11 protein-coding genes and 2 tRNA genes are annotated in these 16,994 nt (G+C 44.9%); 9 read left to right on the top strand and 4 right to left on the bottom strand.

Annotation, left to right across the window (positions count from 1 at the left end):
- Window positions 1–9: 9 nt before the first annotated feature.
- Both VFC92_08690 and VFC92_08685 read left to right on the top strand, forming a co-directional pair.
- Window positions 10–2,496 carry an AAA family ATPase gene (locus VFC92_08690; GenBank protein ID HZK08263.1) on the top strand — a complete coding sequence of 829 codons (2,487 nt, stop codon included), beginning with the start codon at window positions 10–12 and terminating at the stop codon, window positions 2,494–2,496.
- On the top strand, window positions 2,496–3,563 hold the full coding sequence (locus tag VFC92_08685; protein ID HZK08262.1) for a hypothetical protein: 1,068 nt from the start codon (window positions 2,496–2,498) through the stop codon (window positions 3,561–3,563). The genes VFC92_08690 and VFC92_08685 overlap by 1 nt, the downstream gene beginning before the upstream one ends.
- 96 nt (window positions 3,564–3,659) lie before the next feature.
- Here VFC92_08685 and VFC92_08680 read toward each other — a convergent pair.
- The 4 genes from VFC92_08680 to uvrA all read right to left on the bottom strand — a co-directional run bounded on the left by VFC92_08680 (window position 3,660) and on the right by uvrA (window position 8,055).
- Window positions 3,660–3,747 (bottom strand) — tRNA-Leu (locus VFC92_08680).
- 65 nt (window positions 3,748–3,812) lie between these two features.
- Window positions 3,813–3,888 (bottom strand) — tRNA-Gly (locus tag VFC92_08675).
- A gap of 148 nt (window positions 3,889–4,036) precedes the next feature.
- Window positions 4,037–4,774, bottom strand: coding sequence for a TIGR00730 family Rossman fold protein (locus VFC92_08670; protein ID HZK08261.1), 738 nt, complete (start codon window positions 4,772–4,774; stop codon window positions 4,037–4,039).
- 458 nt (window positions 4,775–5,232) lie between these two features.
- On the bottom strand, window positions 5,233–8,055 hold the full coding sequence (uvrA, locus tag VFC92_08665) for an excinuclease ABC subunit UvrA (protein ID HZK08260.1): 2,823 nt from the start codon (window positions 8,053–8,055) through the stop codon (window positions 5,233–5,235).
- 548 nt (window positions 8,056–8,603) lie between these two features.
- Between uvrA and VFC92_08660 the strand changes: the two genes are divergently transcribed.
- The 7 genes from VFC92_08660 to VFC92_08630 all read left to right on the top strand — a co-directional run.
- Entirely contained in the window at window positions 8,604–10,028 is a 1,425-nt protein-coding gene (locus VFC92_08660) for an MBOAT family protein (protein ID HZK08259.1), read from the top strand.
- Between the two features lie 74 nt (window positions 10,029–10,102).
- Window positions 10,103–11,857: a hypothetical protein gene (locus tag VFC92_08655; protein HZK08258.1), complete on the top strand. Its 1,755-nt coding sequence runs from the start codon at window positions 10,103–10,105 to the stop codon at window positions 11,855–11,857.
- Window positions 11,858–12,042: 185 nt separating this feature from the next.
- Complete coding sequence (lpdA, locus tag VFC92_08650; GenBank protein ID HZK08257.1) at window positions 12,043–13,434, top strand: dihydrolipoyl dehydrogenase; 1,392 nt, start codon at window positions 12,043–12,045, stop codon at window positions 13,432–13,434.
- A gap of 361 nt (window positions 13,435–13,795) precedes the next feature.
- On the top strand, window positions 13,796–15,631 hold the full coding sequence (locus VFC92_08645; protein HZK08256.1) for a DUF262 domain-containing protein: 1,836 nt from the start codon (window positions 13,796–13,798) through the stop codon (window positions 15,629–15,631).
- Window positions 15,632–15,882: 251 nt separating this feature from the next.
- Window positions 15,883–16,392: a hypothetical protein gene (locus tag VFC92_08640; GenBank protein HZK08255.1), complete on the top strand. Its 510-nt coding sequence runs from the start codon at window positions 15,883–15,885 to the stop codon at window positions 16,390–16,392.
- The gene (locus VFC92_08635) at window positions 16,380–16,829 is read left to right on the top strand and encodes a helix-turn-helix transcriptional regulator (GenBank protein HZK08254.1); all 450 of its coding nucleotides are present in this window, start codon (window positions 16,380–16,382) and stop codon (window positions 16,827–16,829) included. Before VFC92_08640 ends, VFC92_08635 begins: the two co-directional genes overlap by 13 nt.
- The coding region (locus tag VFC92_08630; GenBank protein HZK08253.1) for a hypothetical protein at window positions 16,798–16,994 on the top strand (197 nt) is incomplete at its 3' end. The genes VFC92_08635 and VFC92_08630, both read left to right, overlap by 32 nt.

Genomic DNA, 16,994 nt, shown 5'->3' with positions numbered 1-16,994 from the left:
GAAATGATTATGGATAAAAAGCAAGAGCTAATCGAAAAGTACAAAGAATACCTGCGGGAAACGGGTAACGAGGATGAAAACTACAAATGGGATGCGATTGAAAATTTCAGAAAAAACTGGAATCTTGATGTAGAAGATTTTGGGGAGATGCTGATCGAAGCATTTCGAAAGCACACGAATTTAGTTTATCACGACTCGAGATGGTTTTACACCATAATAGCCAAAAACAAACCCATCCGGGCAAAGGAAATGTTTCTGAATCTTTTTGATGAAGGCCTTGATCTGGAAGAGCGAATGAATCAGTTCATATCTCAGTCTGATGAATTGTTGAGTGAGCTTAAATCTGAAATGGGTCGTGAAAATCTTCAGCATTCTCAGGACGAGCGAACATTGTCGGTTTATTTGTCATTCAGGTTTCCTGAAAAGTATTACCTCTACAAAAGCTCATTTTACCAACAATATTGCAACTTCCTTGGTATCAAAACAAAACCAGCCGGACAAAAATATTTTCATTACCTGGAATTGTCTGAAGATTTAAACCAAAATTATGTTCAAAAAGATAAGGAGCTGCTTGATCTTCACAAAAAGATCCATCCTGATTTGAATTGGGACGATAAAAACCTAATCGTCCAGAATTTACTTTACAGAATGATGTATTACCTGAAAAGCCCACAGGATACATCAGATCAGGTTACGGAAGCGGAAAGCGATTATGAGGTGAAAGACAAAAGATACTGGTTGTATGCTCCCGGACCAAATGCCAAATACTGGGATGAGTTTTATGACGCTGGCATTATGGCTTTGGGGTGGGATGACCTGGGCGATTTATCCCAATATGATTCAAAAGAGGAAATCGCAGACAAACTCCGTGATATTAATCAAACAGACGGATCTATGAAAAATGATGCCACGGCAAACTTGGAATTCAAGGATTTAATGAAACCTGGTGATATTGTTATTGCTAAAAAAGGTCGGACTGAATACATTGGTTATGGCATAGTTCAATCAGATTATTATTTTGATGATAACCGACAGTATTACAAAAGTTGCCGGAAAATAGAATGGGTTAAGAAAGGGCAGTGGATCGAAGAAGGAGACCCTATCGTTGTGAAAACCCTTACAGATATTAATAAATATCCGGATTATGTTGAACGGTTGAAAAAGCTAATCGGAATTGAACTGTCAGAAGAGGCTTCATTAGCAAATGTTAATACATCAACAAACTACTACTGGCTTAACGCCAATCCGAAAATTTGGTCGTTGGACGAATTGGAAATAAATCCTGAGGTCGATTTCACTACACATAACGAGAGAAGAGTTAAAAGACGGATTTATAAATACATGACGGAAGTAAGACCCGGCGATAAAGTAATTGGGTACGAAACCTCACCGATACAAAAGGTTAAGGCATTGTTGGAAGTCATCCGATCGGTGTATGAAAATGAAGAAGGAGAGGAAGCTTTTGATCTAAAGTTAGTGGAGTTTACCCGGCAACAGCCCACATGGGAAGAACTCAAAAAAGTTGAAATCCTTCAAAAAGCGGAAGTATTTACCAATAACCAGGGGAGTCTGTTCAAGTTGACCAAAGAGGAATATGAAGCAATTGTTGAACTCACGCATGGTAAACCTGAAGTTGAACCCTACACTAAAACAGATTTGCTGGCCGATGTTTTTATTTCACCGGACACGCTGGATCGAGCATTGTCTTTGCTTAAGCGTAAAAAGAATTTAATCCTGCAGGGTCCTCCGGGTACAGGTAAAACCTATTTTGCCAAAAGGCTGGCCTGGTGCTTAATGGGTGAAAAAGATAATAACCGCCTGCGCACCATCCAGTTTCACCAGTCGTATGCTTATGAAGATTTTATCCAGGGATACCGGCCTGATGATGGTCAGCTGAAATTGAAAAACGGTGTGTTTTATGAATTTGCCAAACAGGCATCCCGTGATCCGGAAAGAGATTATGTGATGATCATTGATGAGATCAACCGGGGGAACCTTTCGAAAATCTTTGGAGAGCTGATGCTGCTGATCGAGGCCGACAAAAGGAATGAAACCATTAGGCTGGCCTATGCTCGCGAGGGTGAGAACTTTTCGGTTCCGGCAAATCTGCACATCATTGGCACCATGAATACCGCCGATCGTTCGCTTGCTCTTGTTGACTATGCACTGAGGCGCAGGTTTGCATTTATTACCATGCCCCCGCACTTTGAACAATGTTTCATAGAAAACTTGAAAAATACAGGGTTTGACAATGATTTTATTGACGAGCTTATTCATAAAGCCAAAAACATCAATGAAATGATTGGTAAAGACCTTGCTTTAGGCACGGGATTTTTGATGGGACATAGTTATTTTGTCACGCAGGAACTTCCCAAATATCCGCAGATTTGGCTCAATGAAATATTTAGCTATGAAATATTGCCACTCCTGGAAGAGTATTGGTTTGATGACGAAGGAAAAATTTCCAGTGCAAAAGAAATCCTTGGGTTAGCATAATGAAAGTGAAAGAAACAAGAATACCGATTGCCAATATCTTTTTCATGTTGGCTTATGCCTGGGACATTCCTCCCACTTGGCAAAAGCGCTTTGTTGACGAGTCAGATTACGATAGTTTATGGGAGTTGCTTGCCAGGATGCTAATCGAATCCTCAGAAGGTATTTTCAAACGTGGATTAGCCAGAGATTATGTGCTGAAGGTTGAGAGTATCTGCGGCGCGAAAGGGCGTCTTGATCCGGGGAAAACATACCGAACATTGGCTTGGGATCACGCCAAAACTGTTTGCGCTTATGATGAATTTGAAGCAGACATCCCAATCAATCAGGGAATAAAAGCTACAATTTTCCGTCTGCTCAGATCAAGTGGCTATAAATTGGAGAAAAAAACACGAAACAATCTGAAAAAGATTTACCAGCGTTTTGGCGAAATCACACTCATCGAAACCGGAGCCGACCGTCTGCTGCATTCGGTTAACTTGCAGCGCCATCAACTTCATTATTTCTTTCCGGTTGAGGTGTGCAAATTTATACTTAACAACACTACATTAAATGAAAATGAGGGGAAGTATGAATTTCTGGATTTTGAGCGGGATCACCAGCGGATGGCTACATTGTTTGAAAAATTTATTTTCAACTATTACAAAAGACACCTGAAAAACTGGAGGGTTAAAAGGGAGGTAATAAACTGGAATGTTGATGAAGGTGGGATAGGCTCTATATTTTTACCGGAAATGCGTACTGATATCACACTTGAAAGCCCTGAAAGAAAAATGGTGATCGATGCTAAATTTTATCAGGAACCCATGAAGAGCAGATTCCCGGGATCGGTTAAGAAATTTGCATCGGCAAATCTTTATCAGCTTAACACCTATATTATGCATTTAGCCGGCAATCCCAGACATAAATGCAATGCCACTGCCGAAGGGATGCTCCTGTACCCGGTTTTGCAAGCCATCGAACGCTTGGATGTGAATTTTTCGGGTCACCGCATCCGTATCGAATCCATCGACCTGAATCAGAACTGGCGGGAGTTAGGAGCGCGGTTGGAGGAGTTGGTGGGAAATTGATGGGATTCAAAAGAAATCTTATTGGAACAAAGATTTATTACCTCCAAAAAACAAAAGCCCTGACAGTTTGAACTATCAGGGCTTTGAATCAACTTCTGGTACCCGGAACGGGAATTGAACCCGTACGAACGCAATGTTCATTGGATTTTAAGTCCAACGTGTCTACCAATTCCACCACCCGGGCATTGCATTGCTTACAGCATGAAAAGATAAAATCCCGACCCGATTGTACCCGGATCGGGATTTGGTTGGAGCGAAAGACGGGATTCGAACCCGCGACCCCGACCTTGGCAAGGTCGTGCTCTACCAGCTGAGCTACTTTCGCATTGTTTTAGGGCGGCAAAAATATAATCTTTATTCAACTTGGCAAAATATTTCAGAAAATATTTTCTAACGAATTTTTTATCCGTTGAAAGCTATGCTGTTACCGGTGTAGTAAATTTCAACAAAAACGCTGTCTTCCCCAAAAACTTCTAAAAATTCGGCTTGATCTTGAATTTTTGATAGAATCTGTCGATGTGTTCCACGGCATCTTCGGCGGTATCCACCAACCTGAAAAGGCGCATGTCGCCCGGAGCAATCATCGCTTCGGTCAGCAGTTGTTCTTCAACCCAATCGATGAGTCCCTGCCAATAAGATTTCTTGACCAGCACGATCGGAAAGCGTACCATCTTGTGCGTTTGTATCAGCGTAATGGCTTCAAACATCTCGTCGAGGGTTCCAAAGCCGCCGGGCAGCACGATGTAGCCCTGCGAATATTTCATAAACATCACTTTGCGGACGTAGAAATGATCGAACGTGAGCAGCTTGTCGGGATCGATAAACGGGTTGGAACGCTGCTCGTGCGGCAACTCTATGTTGAGCCCCACGCTTTTGCCACCGGCAAAGTGGGCGCCTTTGTTGGCAGCTTCCATAATGCCGGGTCCTCCGCCGCTGATAATGCCAAAGCCTTTTTTGGTGAGCAGATAGGCAATCTCTTCGGCCATCCGGTAGTCGGGATGTGCTTCGTTGCAGCGCGCCGAGCCAAAGATGGATACGCATGGCCCGATCCGCGCCAGCTTTTCAAAGCCATTCACCATCTCCGACATCACTTTAAAAACTGTCCAGGAATCGTTGGTTTTTGTCTCGTTCCAGTTTTTGGGCGCAAAAGCTTTTTTTACCGCCTCTTCAAATTGTTTGGGAACATGGAAAGCGTCTTCTTCGTGTATCATTTTTTTAAATATTTATTTTTTAATAATCATAACCTCATTTAAGCGCTGTAGCGCAATATCGTGGTAAATTTCAATCCTCAAAAATAATAAAAGCTGTTTAGCTATTGCAGAATATTTGAATGATTGTGGTGCGAAGTGCTTCTTTTTTTACTTCACCCCGACCCCTCTCTATTTTGAGAGTGGAGCTCTTTTGCCGGGCTGTTTGGTAGTTTGTCAAACGAAGCACTCCGTTTTGGTTTTCCCAATATGCCACGAAAGAGAGCTCCCTTCTCCATGTCGGGGAAGGGTTGGGGATGGGGCATTGGTAGCGAAAAGGCTTAAACACTTGTTGCAAACGCTAACGCCTAAATATTTACAAATAATAACCAGCTTGTTTGGAGTTTTGAGTATTGTTATTTGGATTTTGTTTGTCATTGTTTACACCGGCTACTGACGGTTGATTTTTGCGATTTGGAATTTTATTTAGCTTCGTGTCCGTTGAGTTCGTGTTTCAGGAAGCTGCCCGTAAAACCCTGTTTTTGTGCAGCAATTTCTTCGGGTGTACCCTTCGCAACGATCTCGCCACCGCGAGAACCTCCTTCCGGACCAAGATCAATAATGTAATCGGCAACTTTTATCACATCCATATTGTGTTCGATGATCAGCACCGTGTTGCCTTTGTTGGTGAGTTTGTCGAGCACTTCGAGCAGCACTTTCACATCTTCAAAATGTAAACCGGTGGTAGGCTCATCCAAAATATAAAGTGTTTTTCCGGTGTCGCGTTTAGAAAGTTCGGCAGCCAGCTTTACGCGCTGCGCCTCACCGCCCGAAAGTGTGGTAGATTGCTGCCCCAGCGTGATGTAACCCAGCCCTACGTCTTTGAGCGTTCTTATCTTTTGTATGATCGAAGGAATATTTTCGAAAAATTCCACCGCCTGGTTGATGGTCATGTTCAGAATATCGTTGATGGATTTTCCTTTGTAGCGTATCTCCAGTGTTTCGCGGTTGTAGCGGCGTCCGTAGCATTCTTCACACAGCACATGTACATCGGGCAGAAAGTTCATCTCTATCACCCGCACGCCGGCGCCTCTGCATGTTTCGCATCGACCGCCTTTTACGTTAAACGAAAATCGTCCGGGTTTGTAGCCGCGTATTTGCGACTCAGGCAGCGAGCCGAAGAGCTTGCGGATTTCATCGAAGACTTTGGTGTAAGTAGCAGGATTGCTGCGCGGCGTGCGTCCAATTGGTGACTGATCGATCTCGATTACCTTATCCACATGCTCCAGCCCTTTGACGGAGTGATAGGGCAATGGTTTTTTTTCACTGCGATAAAATAGATTGCTCAGGATGGGGTAGAGCGTTTCGTTTATGAGTGTGGACTTGCCGCTGCCCGAAACGCCGGTGACGCAAACGAGCATGCCCAGCGGAAGCTTCAGCGTGACATCTTTTAGGTTGTTGCCGCTGGCATTTTTTAAAATGATAAAGTTGCCATTGCCTGGCCGGCGCTGCTTTGGGATGGCTATTTTGCGTGTTCCGTTAAGGTATTCGCAGGTGATGGTGTGGCACAACTGCATGTGGGCGGGGCTGCCTTCGCCAACGATATGGCCGCCCTTGCGTCCGGCGCCGGGGCCGATATCCACGATGTGATCGGCAGCCAGGATCATCTCTTTGTCGTGTTCCACCACAATCACTGAGTTGCCTACGTCGCGAAGTTCTTTCAATGCATGAATCAGTCGTGCGTTGTCGCGTTGGTGCAGCCCGATGCTAGGCTCGTCGAGGATGTAGAGTACCCCTGTGAGCTGCGAGCCGATTTGTGTGGCCAGCCTGATGCGCTGCGATTCGCCGCCCGAAAGACTGCGCGAGGGCCGGTTGAGCGTTAGATAATCAAGGCCGACATTGAGCAGAAACCGAATGCGCGTTGCTATTTCGCGGATGATCTCCCGACCGATGGTAAGATCGCGCTCGTCGAGCTGTTGCGGCAGCTGTTCTATCCAGGCGAGCAAAGCAATCAGATCCATGTCGGCAAGCTGCGCTATATTTTTATCATTTACGAGATAGTGAAGCGACTCCTTGCGTAGCCGTGTTCCGTTGCATTCGGGGCAGGTGATATGATTCATAAAACTACCGGCCCATTTTTTTATCGCCCGCGAAGCATTCTCGTCGTCCTGGTTTTGGATAAAATTGATGATGCCTTCAAAGTTGAGCGCATACGAAGAGGTGACGCCCAGGTAATCGTTCTTCACATGAATCACTTCATTGGAACCATAGAGCAGTGTGGAAAGTCCTTCTTTGCTTATTTCTCCGATGGGTGTTTCGAGCGTAAAATCGTATTTGTTGCCGATGGCTTCGACCTGTTTAAAAATCCAGTTGTTTTTATATTCGCCCAACGGCACCAGTCCGCCTTTGCGGATGCTGACTTTTTCGTCGGGCATTACTTTTTTAAAATCTATTTCTGAAATTGCGCCGAGGCCGTTGCAGTTTTTGCAGGCGCCATAGGGCGAGTTGAAGCTAAAGGTGTTGGGTTCCGGCTCGTCGTACGAAATGCCTGTGGCGGGATCCATGAGCAGGCGGCTAAAGTGGCGGATGGTGTTGTCGGCGGGATCATGGATCATCAGCACACCCTTGCCCGCTTTCAGTGCCTGTTGCAATGAGCGCTGTAGCCGCTCGGCACTGTCGGTGTCTACTTTCAGTCGATCCACAACTACCTCTATATCGTGCGTTTTGTAGCGATCGACCTTCATCCCAAATTCCAGATTTCGTATTTCTCCGTCGATGCGTGTTTTGAGGAAACCCTGCCGCCGTATCTGTTCGAAAAGCTCGCGGTAGTGGCCTTTGCGTGCCCGCACCAGCGGCGCCAGGATGTTGATGGCTTTGTCGTCGTAGTTTTGGGTAATCAGGTCGATGATTTGTTTTTCGGTGTTGCGCACCATCTTTTCGCCTGATGCGTAGGAGTATGCCTGGCCGATGCGCGCAAAAAGCAAGCGAAGGAAATCGTAAACTTCCGTAATGGTGCCCACGGTGGAGCGGGGGTTTTTGTTGACGGTTTTTTGTTCGATGGAAATCACCGGACTCAGGCCGTCGATTTTATCCACATCGGGGCGCTCCATGTTGCCGATAAACTGGCGCGAGTAGGCTGAGAAGGTCTCCATGTAGCGGCGCTGTCCTTCGGCATAAATGGTGTCGAACGCCAGCGATGATTTGCCGCTGCCACTCAGCCCGGTAATTACCACCAGACTATGTCGCGGGATTTTTACATCGATATTTTTGAGGTTGTGCACCCGTGCGCCATACACTTCGAGCATCTCACGGCTTTCGGTGCCGGCATCGCTGTCACTTGCTGCTGCTGCGGGCGTATTATGTTGGTTGTTGGTCATTCCTTACAGGAATATTTTAATAAAAAGTTTTGTATTAATAGCTGCTCCTTTCGAAACAGACTTTTGTGTTTACAGTTTCATTAACAAGTCATTCAAAAAGAATATTGCAATGATAGGAAAAATAGTTGGGTGGGGGAGAAGTGGAGCGGTGGGAGTGATGGTTGTGGTCAGCAACCTTTCAACCTTTTATTTCGATCAAAAATTGAAGCTTGAATCAACTTGGAGACGCTCAAATTAGGCATCTTTACTAAAAATGCCTTTATTCAATCAGAAATTACACTTTTTGTGTTACAAAATTTGTGTAATGATTATTGCAGAATTTGTGTTACATAATTTATGTAAAAAGGCGAATGCACATTTTCCTTGGAATATTCCCACATAAATTTCAATTCCAAATCACCAGCAAATTTCTCTGATGATAAAGCCGTTTTCCGCTAAGGAACTATCATTACTTTTGCGGCCTTAAAAATTTATCGATGGTCTTTAGCAGCAGCTTATTCATCCTTTATTTTCTGCCCCTCTTTTTGGTGGTTTATTACGTGCTGCCTGTCCGGTTCAAAAACATCTTCACGCTGCTGGCCAGTATTGTGTTTTATGCCTGGGGCGCTCCCGATTTCATTTTTATAGTGCTTGCCAGTTTGCTAATCGATTTTTATCTGGTGGATTGGATGCACAAATCAACGCTGCGTAAGGCGCGGAGGATTTTGCTGGCCATCTCGGTGGTGCTCAACATCGGCATGTTGGCCTATTTTAAATACGCCAATTTTCTCATCGATAATTTCAATTTCCTGCTTTCTGCGCTGAACATGCAGCCGGTGAGTTGGGCTGCCATCGCGCTACCCATCGGCATCTCATTTTTTACTTTTCAAAAGCTCACCTATTCGGTGGATGTTTATCGCGGCGTACATGCTCCTTTGCGGCGCAGCTGGGATTACGCCATGTACATCCTGATGTTCCCGCAGCTCATCGCAGGGCCTATTGTTCGTTTTCACGAAATCGCCGATCAGATCGAAGACCGGCGCGCTTTTGAACGCGTCGATGACCGTCTGCTGGGTTTCTTCCGTTTTGTGGTTGGGCTGGCAAAGAAAGTGCTTATCGCAAATGTGCTGGGCGAACAGGTAGATGCAATCTTTGCCTTGTCTGCTGCTGACCTTTCTACAGCCACGGCCTGGATTGGCGTCGTGGCTTATTCTTTCCAGATTTACTACGACTTTTCTGGTTATTCCGATATGGCCATCGGCATTGGGAGGATGATTGGGTTTAAGTTTCCCGAGAATTTCAACAATCCCTACATCTCGCAAAGCATCACGGAATTTTGGCGGCGGTGGCACATCACGCTGGGCCGCTGGATGCGCGACTATCTCTACATTCCGCTGGGTGGCAGCCGCGTGTCTGCCCTGCGCATGTATTTCAACCTTTGGGTAGTGTTCCTAATTTCCGGGTTGTGGCACGGCGCCGCGTGGAATTTTGTGGTGTGGGGCGCCTTTCACGGTTTATTTTTGGTGGCCGACCGCATGTTTCTGTTGCGTGTGCTCAAAGCTGTGGGTAAAGTGCCGGCCATCGTAATCACCTATTTTATAACGCTCATCGGCTGGGTACTGTTCCGCGCAGCATCGCTTGCAGATGCTTTTGCCTATCTCGGTCGCATGTTTGCCTTCGATGGTGGCTCTTCAACCATTACCATCGAAAATGAGTTTGTCTTTATGATGATTGTCGGAGCATTGTTTGCTTTCATTGCGGTACTCCCCCACGTCGAAAAAAGTTGGATGAACCTGCTCACCAGGCAAAAGAAAAATTTGCCGATGGTGCTGATGACGGTTGTTGCGCTGCTCTTCCTGATGGTGTGCATCGCTGCAATCACCTCTTCGTCGTTCAACCCTTTTATTTATTTTAGGTTTTAATTTTTAAAAACATTTTGAAATCATCTTTGCCAAATAGCAGATATCCCGAAACTGACCGGTCCAAAAAGCCGCTGGTGAAGCAAATACTTTTTGTGCTTTTGATGGTTTTGTTGATGCTGCCATTAGTGCAGCATGTTACTAAAATTTTCAGGCTGCAACCGCTCAGCGGCGACTTTGTGCTACAACCACGCCCGGCTTTTGGCTGGAGCCAATGGATGGAAGGAACTTTTCAAATCAACTTCGACAGGTACATCGAAGATCATATCGGCTTTCGCAATTTTTTCGTCCGGCTCAACAACCAGATCGATTTTTCGCTTTATGACAAAGCCAACGCCGAAGGAGTGGTGGTTGGCAAAGACAATGTGCTATATGAGTATGATTACATCCGTGCCTACACGGGCGGCGATTTCCTGGGTGCTGCCTATCTCATCGAAAAACTCAACCGGCTGAAATTTGTGCAGGACTATCTGCGTGATGAACACAACATCGATTTCATTTTTATCCTCGAACCGAGCAAGGCGCGTACTTTGCCACAATATATTCCCGATCGTTATCTGCGGGAGGGTCGCTCCATGACCAATTACGAGTACATTGCCGCCAGGGCCGACACGCTGGGAATTAATTATTTGGATTTAAATAAAGTTTTTGTTGCCGCCGCCGACACCGCTAACTGGCCACTTTACCCGCCTTATGGAATCCACTGGAGCGAAGGCACCATGCCTTGGGTGGCCGATACTTTGCTGCATTTTCTGGAGCAAACCCGTGGCATCGACATGCCCGATTACAGCGTTGCATTCACCCGCACCGACAGCGTCTCTGACAGCGACACCGATGTGGGTCGAACTCTCAACCTCCTTTGCAAATTGTCGCATCCGCAGATGGCATATCCGCATTTTTCATTTTATGATCAGCCCGAAAAGCAGAAACCCAGAGTGCTGGCGGTTGCCGACAGTTATTACTGGAACTTTTTTAATACCCGTATTCCGCAGCATCTTTTTGCCAACCAGGCCTTTTGGTATTTCAATGCCAAGGTTTACCCTGATTTTTATTTTGGTGAGAAATGGACACGCGATTTGGATATCGAAAAGGAAGTGCTCAGCCAGGACATCATTCTGCTGAGTATCACAGAGCGATTTTTATATAAGTACGACTGGGGTTTTGTCGATCAGCTTTACGCAATGTTCACTCCAAAATACAGCGGCGATTTCATCGAAAAGCAGGAAGATGCCATTCGCACGTATGCTTATTGGTTTGACGATTTGGTGAAAGATGCACAAACCTTAAATCTGCCTTTGCACACCGTATTGCGTCAGGCAGCCGACTTCCAGGCTCTACAGAAAAACCGCGAGCTGTATCTCACCTGGAAAGGCTTGCAAAAATACGTGCGCACCATCAGCAGCGACGAAGCCTGGAGCCAATCAGTGAAAGATAAAGCCACACAAAAAAATATTAGCTACGAGGAGCAGCTCCGCAACGATGCGCTGTGGACTTTCCAAAATGAGTATCCGGATATTTATGCTAAATATATGGTGATTCATGAATACATGGATTACATAAAAGCCGACAGCGCCTGGCTGCAAAAGGTTGCCGAAAAAGCCAATTATTATCGCATGCCGCTGGAGCGGATGATTGCTATTGATGCGGAATATCTCTACAATCTAAATCAGCAGGACCCGCTGCAGGAAAGGATAAGCTATTTCGAAAATCTGATACGCAGCACCCCGGACTGGCTCGAAGCAGTAACCGGAAAAGCTGCCGAACAAAACCGGTCGCCGGAGGAGATGATCAGGATGGATGCGCAGTACATGGCGGAGCAGGAGCAGAAGTAGGTTTGTTGTTTGTTGTTCGTTGTTTGTTCAATTCCTAATCTCAATTCACTACCGATTGAAAGCCGCCGCCGGAGAACTGCCGACTTCCTTCTGATTAAGAATATTTAACAACGGTTCCCGGCTTACCCAAAAATGGCGCCACCCTTTTTTGTCTAAATTTGCAGAAATTAAAAAATCAACAACTTATGAATTATGATCTGATAGTAATAGGCAGCGGCCCCGGTGGTTACGTAGCTGCCATCAGAGCCGCTCAACTGGGCATGAAAACCGCCGTAGTAGAAAAAGAAAATGTGGGCGGAGTATGCCTCAACTGGGGCTGCATTCCTACCAAAGCTCTGCTCAAGAGCGCACAGGTATTCAATTACTTGAAACATGCAGCCGACTACGGACTGAAAATAGATGGCGAGCCTACAGCCGACTTCGAGGCGGTGGTAAAGCGCAGCCGTGATGTGGCTGGCGGCATGAGCAATGGTGTGAATTTCCTTTTTAAGAAAAATAAAATCGACTTAATCAACGGTTTAGGCAAAGTAAAACCCGGGAAGAAGGTGGAAGTGACCAACGAAAAAGGCGAGGCTACTACCTACGAAGCCAAACACATCATCATAGCTACCGGTGCACGCTCGCGTGAGTTGCCGGCGCTAAAACAGGACGGCAAAAAAATCATCGGCTACCGCAAGGCCATGACGCTGGAAAATCAGCCCGAATCGATGGTGGTGGTAGGTTCCGGCGCCATCGGATCAGAGTTTGCCTATTTTTATAACTCAATGGGAACCAAAGTTACCTTGGTGGAATTTCTGCCCGCGATTGTGCCGTTGGAAGACGAAGAAGTGTCCAAACAACTGACGCGCTCTTTCAAAAAGTCCGGCATCAAAGTGATGACTTCTGCCGAAGTTACCAAAGTAGATACCTCTGGCGACAAATGCAAAGTGACCATCAAAACTAAAAAAGGCGAAGAGGTGGTAGAAGCCGACATAGTACTCTCGGCCGTGGGTATAGCAACCAACCTGGAGGGTATCGGACTGGAAGAAACCGGTATTGAAACTGAGGCCAACAAAATAAAAGTTGACGATTTTTACCGTACCAACGTCGAAGGCTACTATGCCATCGGCGACATTGTGCATGGTCCGGCGCTGGCGCACGTAGCCTCGCACGAAGGCATCACCTGCGTCGAGAAAATTGCCGGCCTCGACCCGAACCCCATCGACTATGGCAATATTCCGGGCTGCACCTATACCACTCCTGAAATAGCTTCGGTGGGCATGACCGAGAAACAGGCACGCGATGCCGGAATCGAAATCAAGGTGGGAAAATTTCCTTTCAGCGCCTCGGGTAAGGCAAGCGCAGCAGGCAACAAAGAAGGTTTTGTAAAAGTGATATTTGACGCCAAATATGGCGAATGGCTTGGCGCCCACATGATCGGTGACAACGTAACAGAAATGATTGCCGAGGTGGTGGCCGCCCGCAAACTGGAGACCACCGGCGAAGAGGTCATTAAGACCATCCACCCGCATCCCACAATGTCGGAAGCCGTGATGGAAGCCGCCGCCGCAGCTTACGATGAAGTGATTCATCTGTAGCACGTAGCCAGATTATTTAAAATATCTTTTCCTGAAACCCCGGCCAACGTCGCAAGTTGGCCGGGGTTTTTTTATGATAGGCTTTCAGCCCCAACGGATCGCCGTCATTAGCCCAGGGCGCAGCCGTGGATAAAGCGGAAAGCCCGCCCGACCTTCATCAATAAAACTATAAGATTCTAAATTTTCAAAAGTCACCAAAACAACAAAACAGCCCTAACCGCGGCCTTTTCTTGCTGTATCACTGAATTATTCCTACTTTCGTTGCCAGATTATTTTCGTAAAAAATAATAAATGAATCTTTTCGGATTATAAAAATTAGAAATCTGTTGATTTAACAATACTTGTAAAATCTAAAAATAGCATGGAAACTTTTGATTCAACAAAAACCGGCCTGTACGATTTGCTGAAGGACGTCCACAAAGGCAAAATTCAACTTCCAGACTTTCAGAGAGGTTGGGTGTGGGATGATGACCGTATAAAAGGCATCATAGCAAGTGTGGCAAAATCATTCCCTATCGGAGCTGTTATGTTGCTCGAAACAGGAAACGAAAGCATTCGCTTTAAAACAAAACCTGTGGAAGGTGCTTTGGGTGTAAATGACTGCGATCCTGAATTGCTCATTCTGGATGGGCAGCAGCGGCTCACCTCACTTTATCAGGCTATTATCACCAATAAGGTAGTTAAAACCCGGAATGTTAAAGGCTATGAAATTTTCCGCTGGTATTATATCGATATGAAAAAAGCAATGGACAGAAGTCTTGATCTAGCGGAAGCCATTATTTCCATCAATGAAAATAAAATTGTTACGGAAAACATTGGTCGTGATATAGTGCTCGACCTTTCGAGGGAAGAATATGAATTTCAAAACCTCATGTACCCGGTTTGCATGGTTGACGAATATGATGAGTGGCGCACTAAGTTTTCGGAATATTGGGATTACGACCGAGACAAGATCAAGTTCTGGAACGAATTTGAACGAAACATCATTAAAGCGTTTACCGGATATATGCTTCCGGTGATCATAATGAAAAAGATCAATCCAAAAGAAGCTGTTTGCCAAGTATTTGAAAAAGTGAATACCGGTGGGGTTTCTCTGTCAGTGTTTGAACTGCTCACAGCCTCATTTGCAGCGGATGATTTCGATCTGAAGGACGACTGGAAAAAGATTGATCATGAGTTTAAAAACTATAAGGTGCTTGGCAAAACAAGCAACATTGACATTATTCAGGCTATCACACTTTTTGCAACATACGAACGTCGCACAAGCTTTTTGTCGCAGGATGAAAAGGAAAACCTGCCGGCAGTGAGCGCAAAGCGGAAGGAGATGCTGAATTTATCGCTCGATGATTATAAGAATTACTGCGATAAGATTGTAGCTAGTTTTATCAAGGCTTCAAAAATTTTAGTGGAAAATCATATCTTTAACTCACGGGATATTCCCTATAGCACGCAACTGGTTCCAATGGCCGTAATTCTCGCCAAGCTTGGGAATGACATTGACAACTTTGGAAATAAGAAAAAACTGATGCGATGGTTTTGGTGCGGGGTTTTTGGTGAACTGTATGGCTCTGCCAATGAAACCAGATATGCGCTGGATATGGTGCAGGTCGTGGATTGGATTAAAAACGATGCCACGGAACCTAAAACTATTTATGATGCAAATTTTTCGCCATCGAGGCTACATACGCTCCGGACAAGAAACAGTGCGGCCTACAAGGGCGTTTATGCGATCCTGTTGAACGAAGAAACAAGAGACTGGCTTTCGGCTACAAAAATTGATTTTAGTACTTACTTTTCCGAATCCATAGACATTCATCATATCTTTCCGGTTGCATGGTGTAACAAGAATGGAATTCCACGTGATGATTTCGACTGCATCATTAACAAGACGCCCTTATCGGGTAGAACAAATCGCATTGTCAGTGGTGATGCACCCGGCAAATATCTGGAAAGGATACGAAAGCATGCAGGGGTTCCTAATGAGGAATTTATAGCTATACTTAAGTCACATGTGGTTGATCCACAATTTATGTACAGCGATGACTTTTATGGTTTTTTCGACGATCGGAAAGAGCGTATTCTGCAAAAAATAGAAACAGCAATGGGTAAACCTATCGCCCGTAACCAGCAGAATCAGGAGGAAGGTCTATTTGTCGAAAGCCAATTTGATGATGAAGACATTTTAATTGAACATTAATTGAAGTTTTTGAAGAAGGTTGATTCACAACCAGTAGATTTGTCACCGTCGTTCAGCGGCGCGAAAAGCCATCGTCTCCACCGTCAACCGGCTGATGGAATTGTGCGATACCCTGGAGCAGGAAACAGCCAAAAGCAAAACACAGGCTGAGCTTTGGATGAATGCGGCGGTAAGGGAGGTGGTAAGCTAAAAGTTAAGAACAATTATAAATTAACTTAAAAGTTAAACATTTAATCCAAATTAACCGTTAAGTGAATACATTTGCAAAAATTATTAAAATTGAAGACTTCACAGGTAAGGCTGTAAATTACTACTCAGTTCATATTGAAGAAAGAGAACGCAATGAATTTGAGGATTTTATTTTCCGGCACATTTTTAATACAGAAATCGAAGTACAACTAAACTATCTGAATGAAACACTTGAACGCTTTTCCAGGAAAGGAGCCAGGGAACATTATTTCCGATCAGAAGGGTCGTTCCATGCTTTGCCACCACCGGCCAAATACATTGAGGTCGATTTTGGGCGGGAGCAATTAAGACTCTATTGCTTGTTTATCTCAACCAGCATTGTATTCCTTTTTAACGGGGGTATAAAAACAAAAGACAAAGCTCAGGATTGTGAAAATGTGAAAGGATATTTTCAGGAAGCAAATAAAATTACACTGCGAATTGACGAATTGATCAGAGATCGACAAATAGAATTCGATCGCGGAAGAACAAACCTATTAAACTACGAAGGAATAGAATTATGGCTAAGTTAAAAGAAATGTTGGAGCAAATTAGAGAACGGACAACCCCGGAGCAGGCTCAATTTGTAAATGATAACATGGCTATTGTTGACTACATTTATGATTTGTTGGCTGACAAGAACATGAACTCAAGCGACCTTGCCAAAGCGCTTGGTAAGGCGCCGGCAGAAATTAGTAAATGGCTTTGTGGTGCGCATAACATGACGCTACAAAGCCTCACTAAAATTTCGGTGGCCTTAGGCGAAACAATAATCATGACACCGGCTCAGGCAAAGGCAAAATATGAAAAGATAAAATACGTGCCTTTGGCTGTGCCGGCTAAGGTTAATAAGCAAAATGAATTCGTGAATACATGCTATGAGCACGAGGAAATGTTCGATGAAAGGTGTGGCTCTTTTAAAATTTATGCAACTCAAAATGAAACCAGAACAAAACAATACGCCAATTGATATTGATAAATTTACACTTCTAAATGTAAAAGTTTTTAAAGCACATCTCGAAGCCAACGAAACATTTAGAGATGCTCCCCAGACCATTCATGAATATTCTGTGGAAACAGCTACTGATTCCGCTTTTAATTTTAAGGATAAGCTATGCAGGTTCAGGTTGTTTAT

It is taken from the genome of Bacteroidales bacterium (assembly GCA_035647615.1).
Classification (GTDB): Bacteria; Bacteroidota; Bacteroidia; order Bacteroidales; family 4484-276; genus SABY01.
Note: the sequence above shows the minus strand (reverse complement) of the source record. Positions and strands in the feature narration are given on the sequence as shown.

Excerpts from the sequence above, each read along its gene's own strand:
- VFC92_08670 (HZK08261.1), bottom strand. The coding sequence starts at position 4,774 with ATGATACACGAAGAAGACGCTTTCCATGTTCCCAAACAATTTGAAGAG.
- VFC92_08685 (HZK08262.1), top strand. The coding sequence starts at position 2,496 with ATGAAAGTGAAAGAAACAAGAATACCGATTGCCAATATCTTTTTCATG.
- VFC92_08645 (HZK08256.1), top strand. The coding sequence starts at position 13,796 with ATGGAAACTTTTGATTCAACAAAAACCGGCCTGTACGATTTGCTGAAG.
- lpdA (HZK08257.1), top strand. The coding sequence starts at position 12,043 with ATGAATTATGATCTGATAGTAATAGGCAGCGGCCCCGGTGGTTACGTA.
- VFC92_08660 (HZK08259.1), top strand. The coding sequence starts at position 8,604 with ATGGTCTTTAGCAGCAGCTTATTCATCCTTTATTTTCTGCCCCTCTTT.
- uvrA (HZK08260.1), bottom strand. The coding sequence starts at position 8,055 with ATGCTCGAAGTGTATGGCGCACGGGTGCACAACCTCAAAAATATCGAT.
- VFC92_08690 (HZK08263.1), top strand. The coding sequence starts at position 10 with ATGGATAAAAAGCAAGAGCTAATCGAAAAGTACAAAGAATACCTGCGG.
- VFC92_08635 (HZK08254.1), top strand. The coding sequence starts at position 16,380 with ATGGCTAAGTTAAAAGAAATGTTGGAGCAAATTAGAGAACGGACAACC.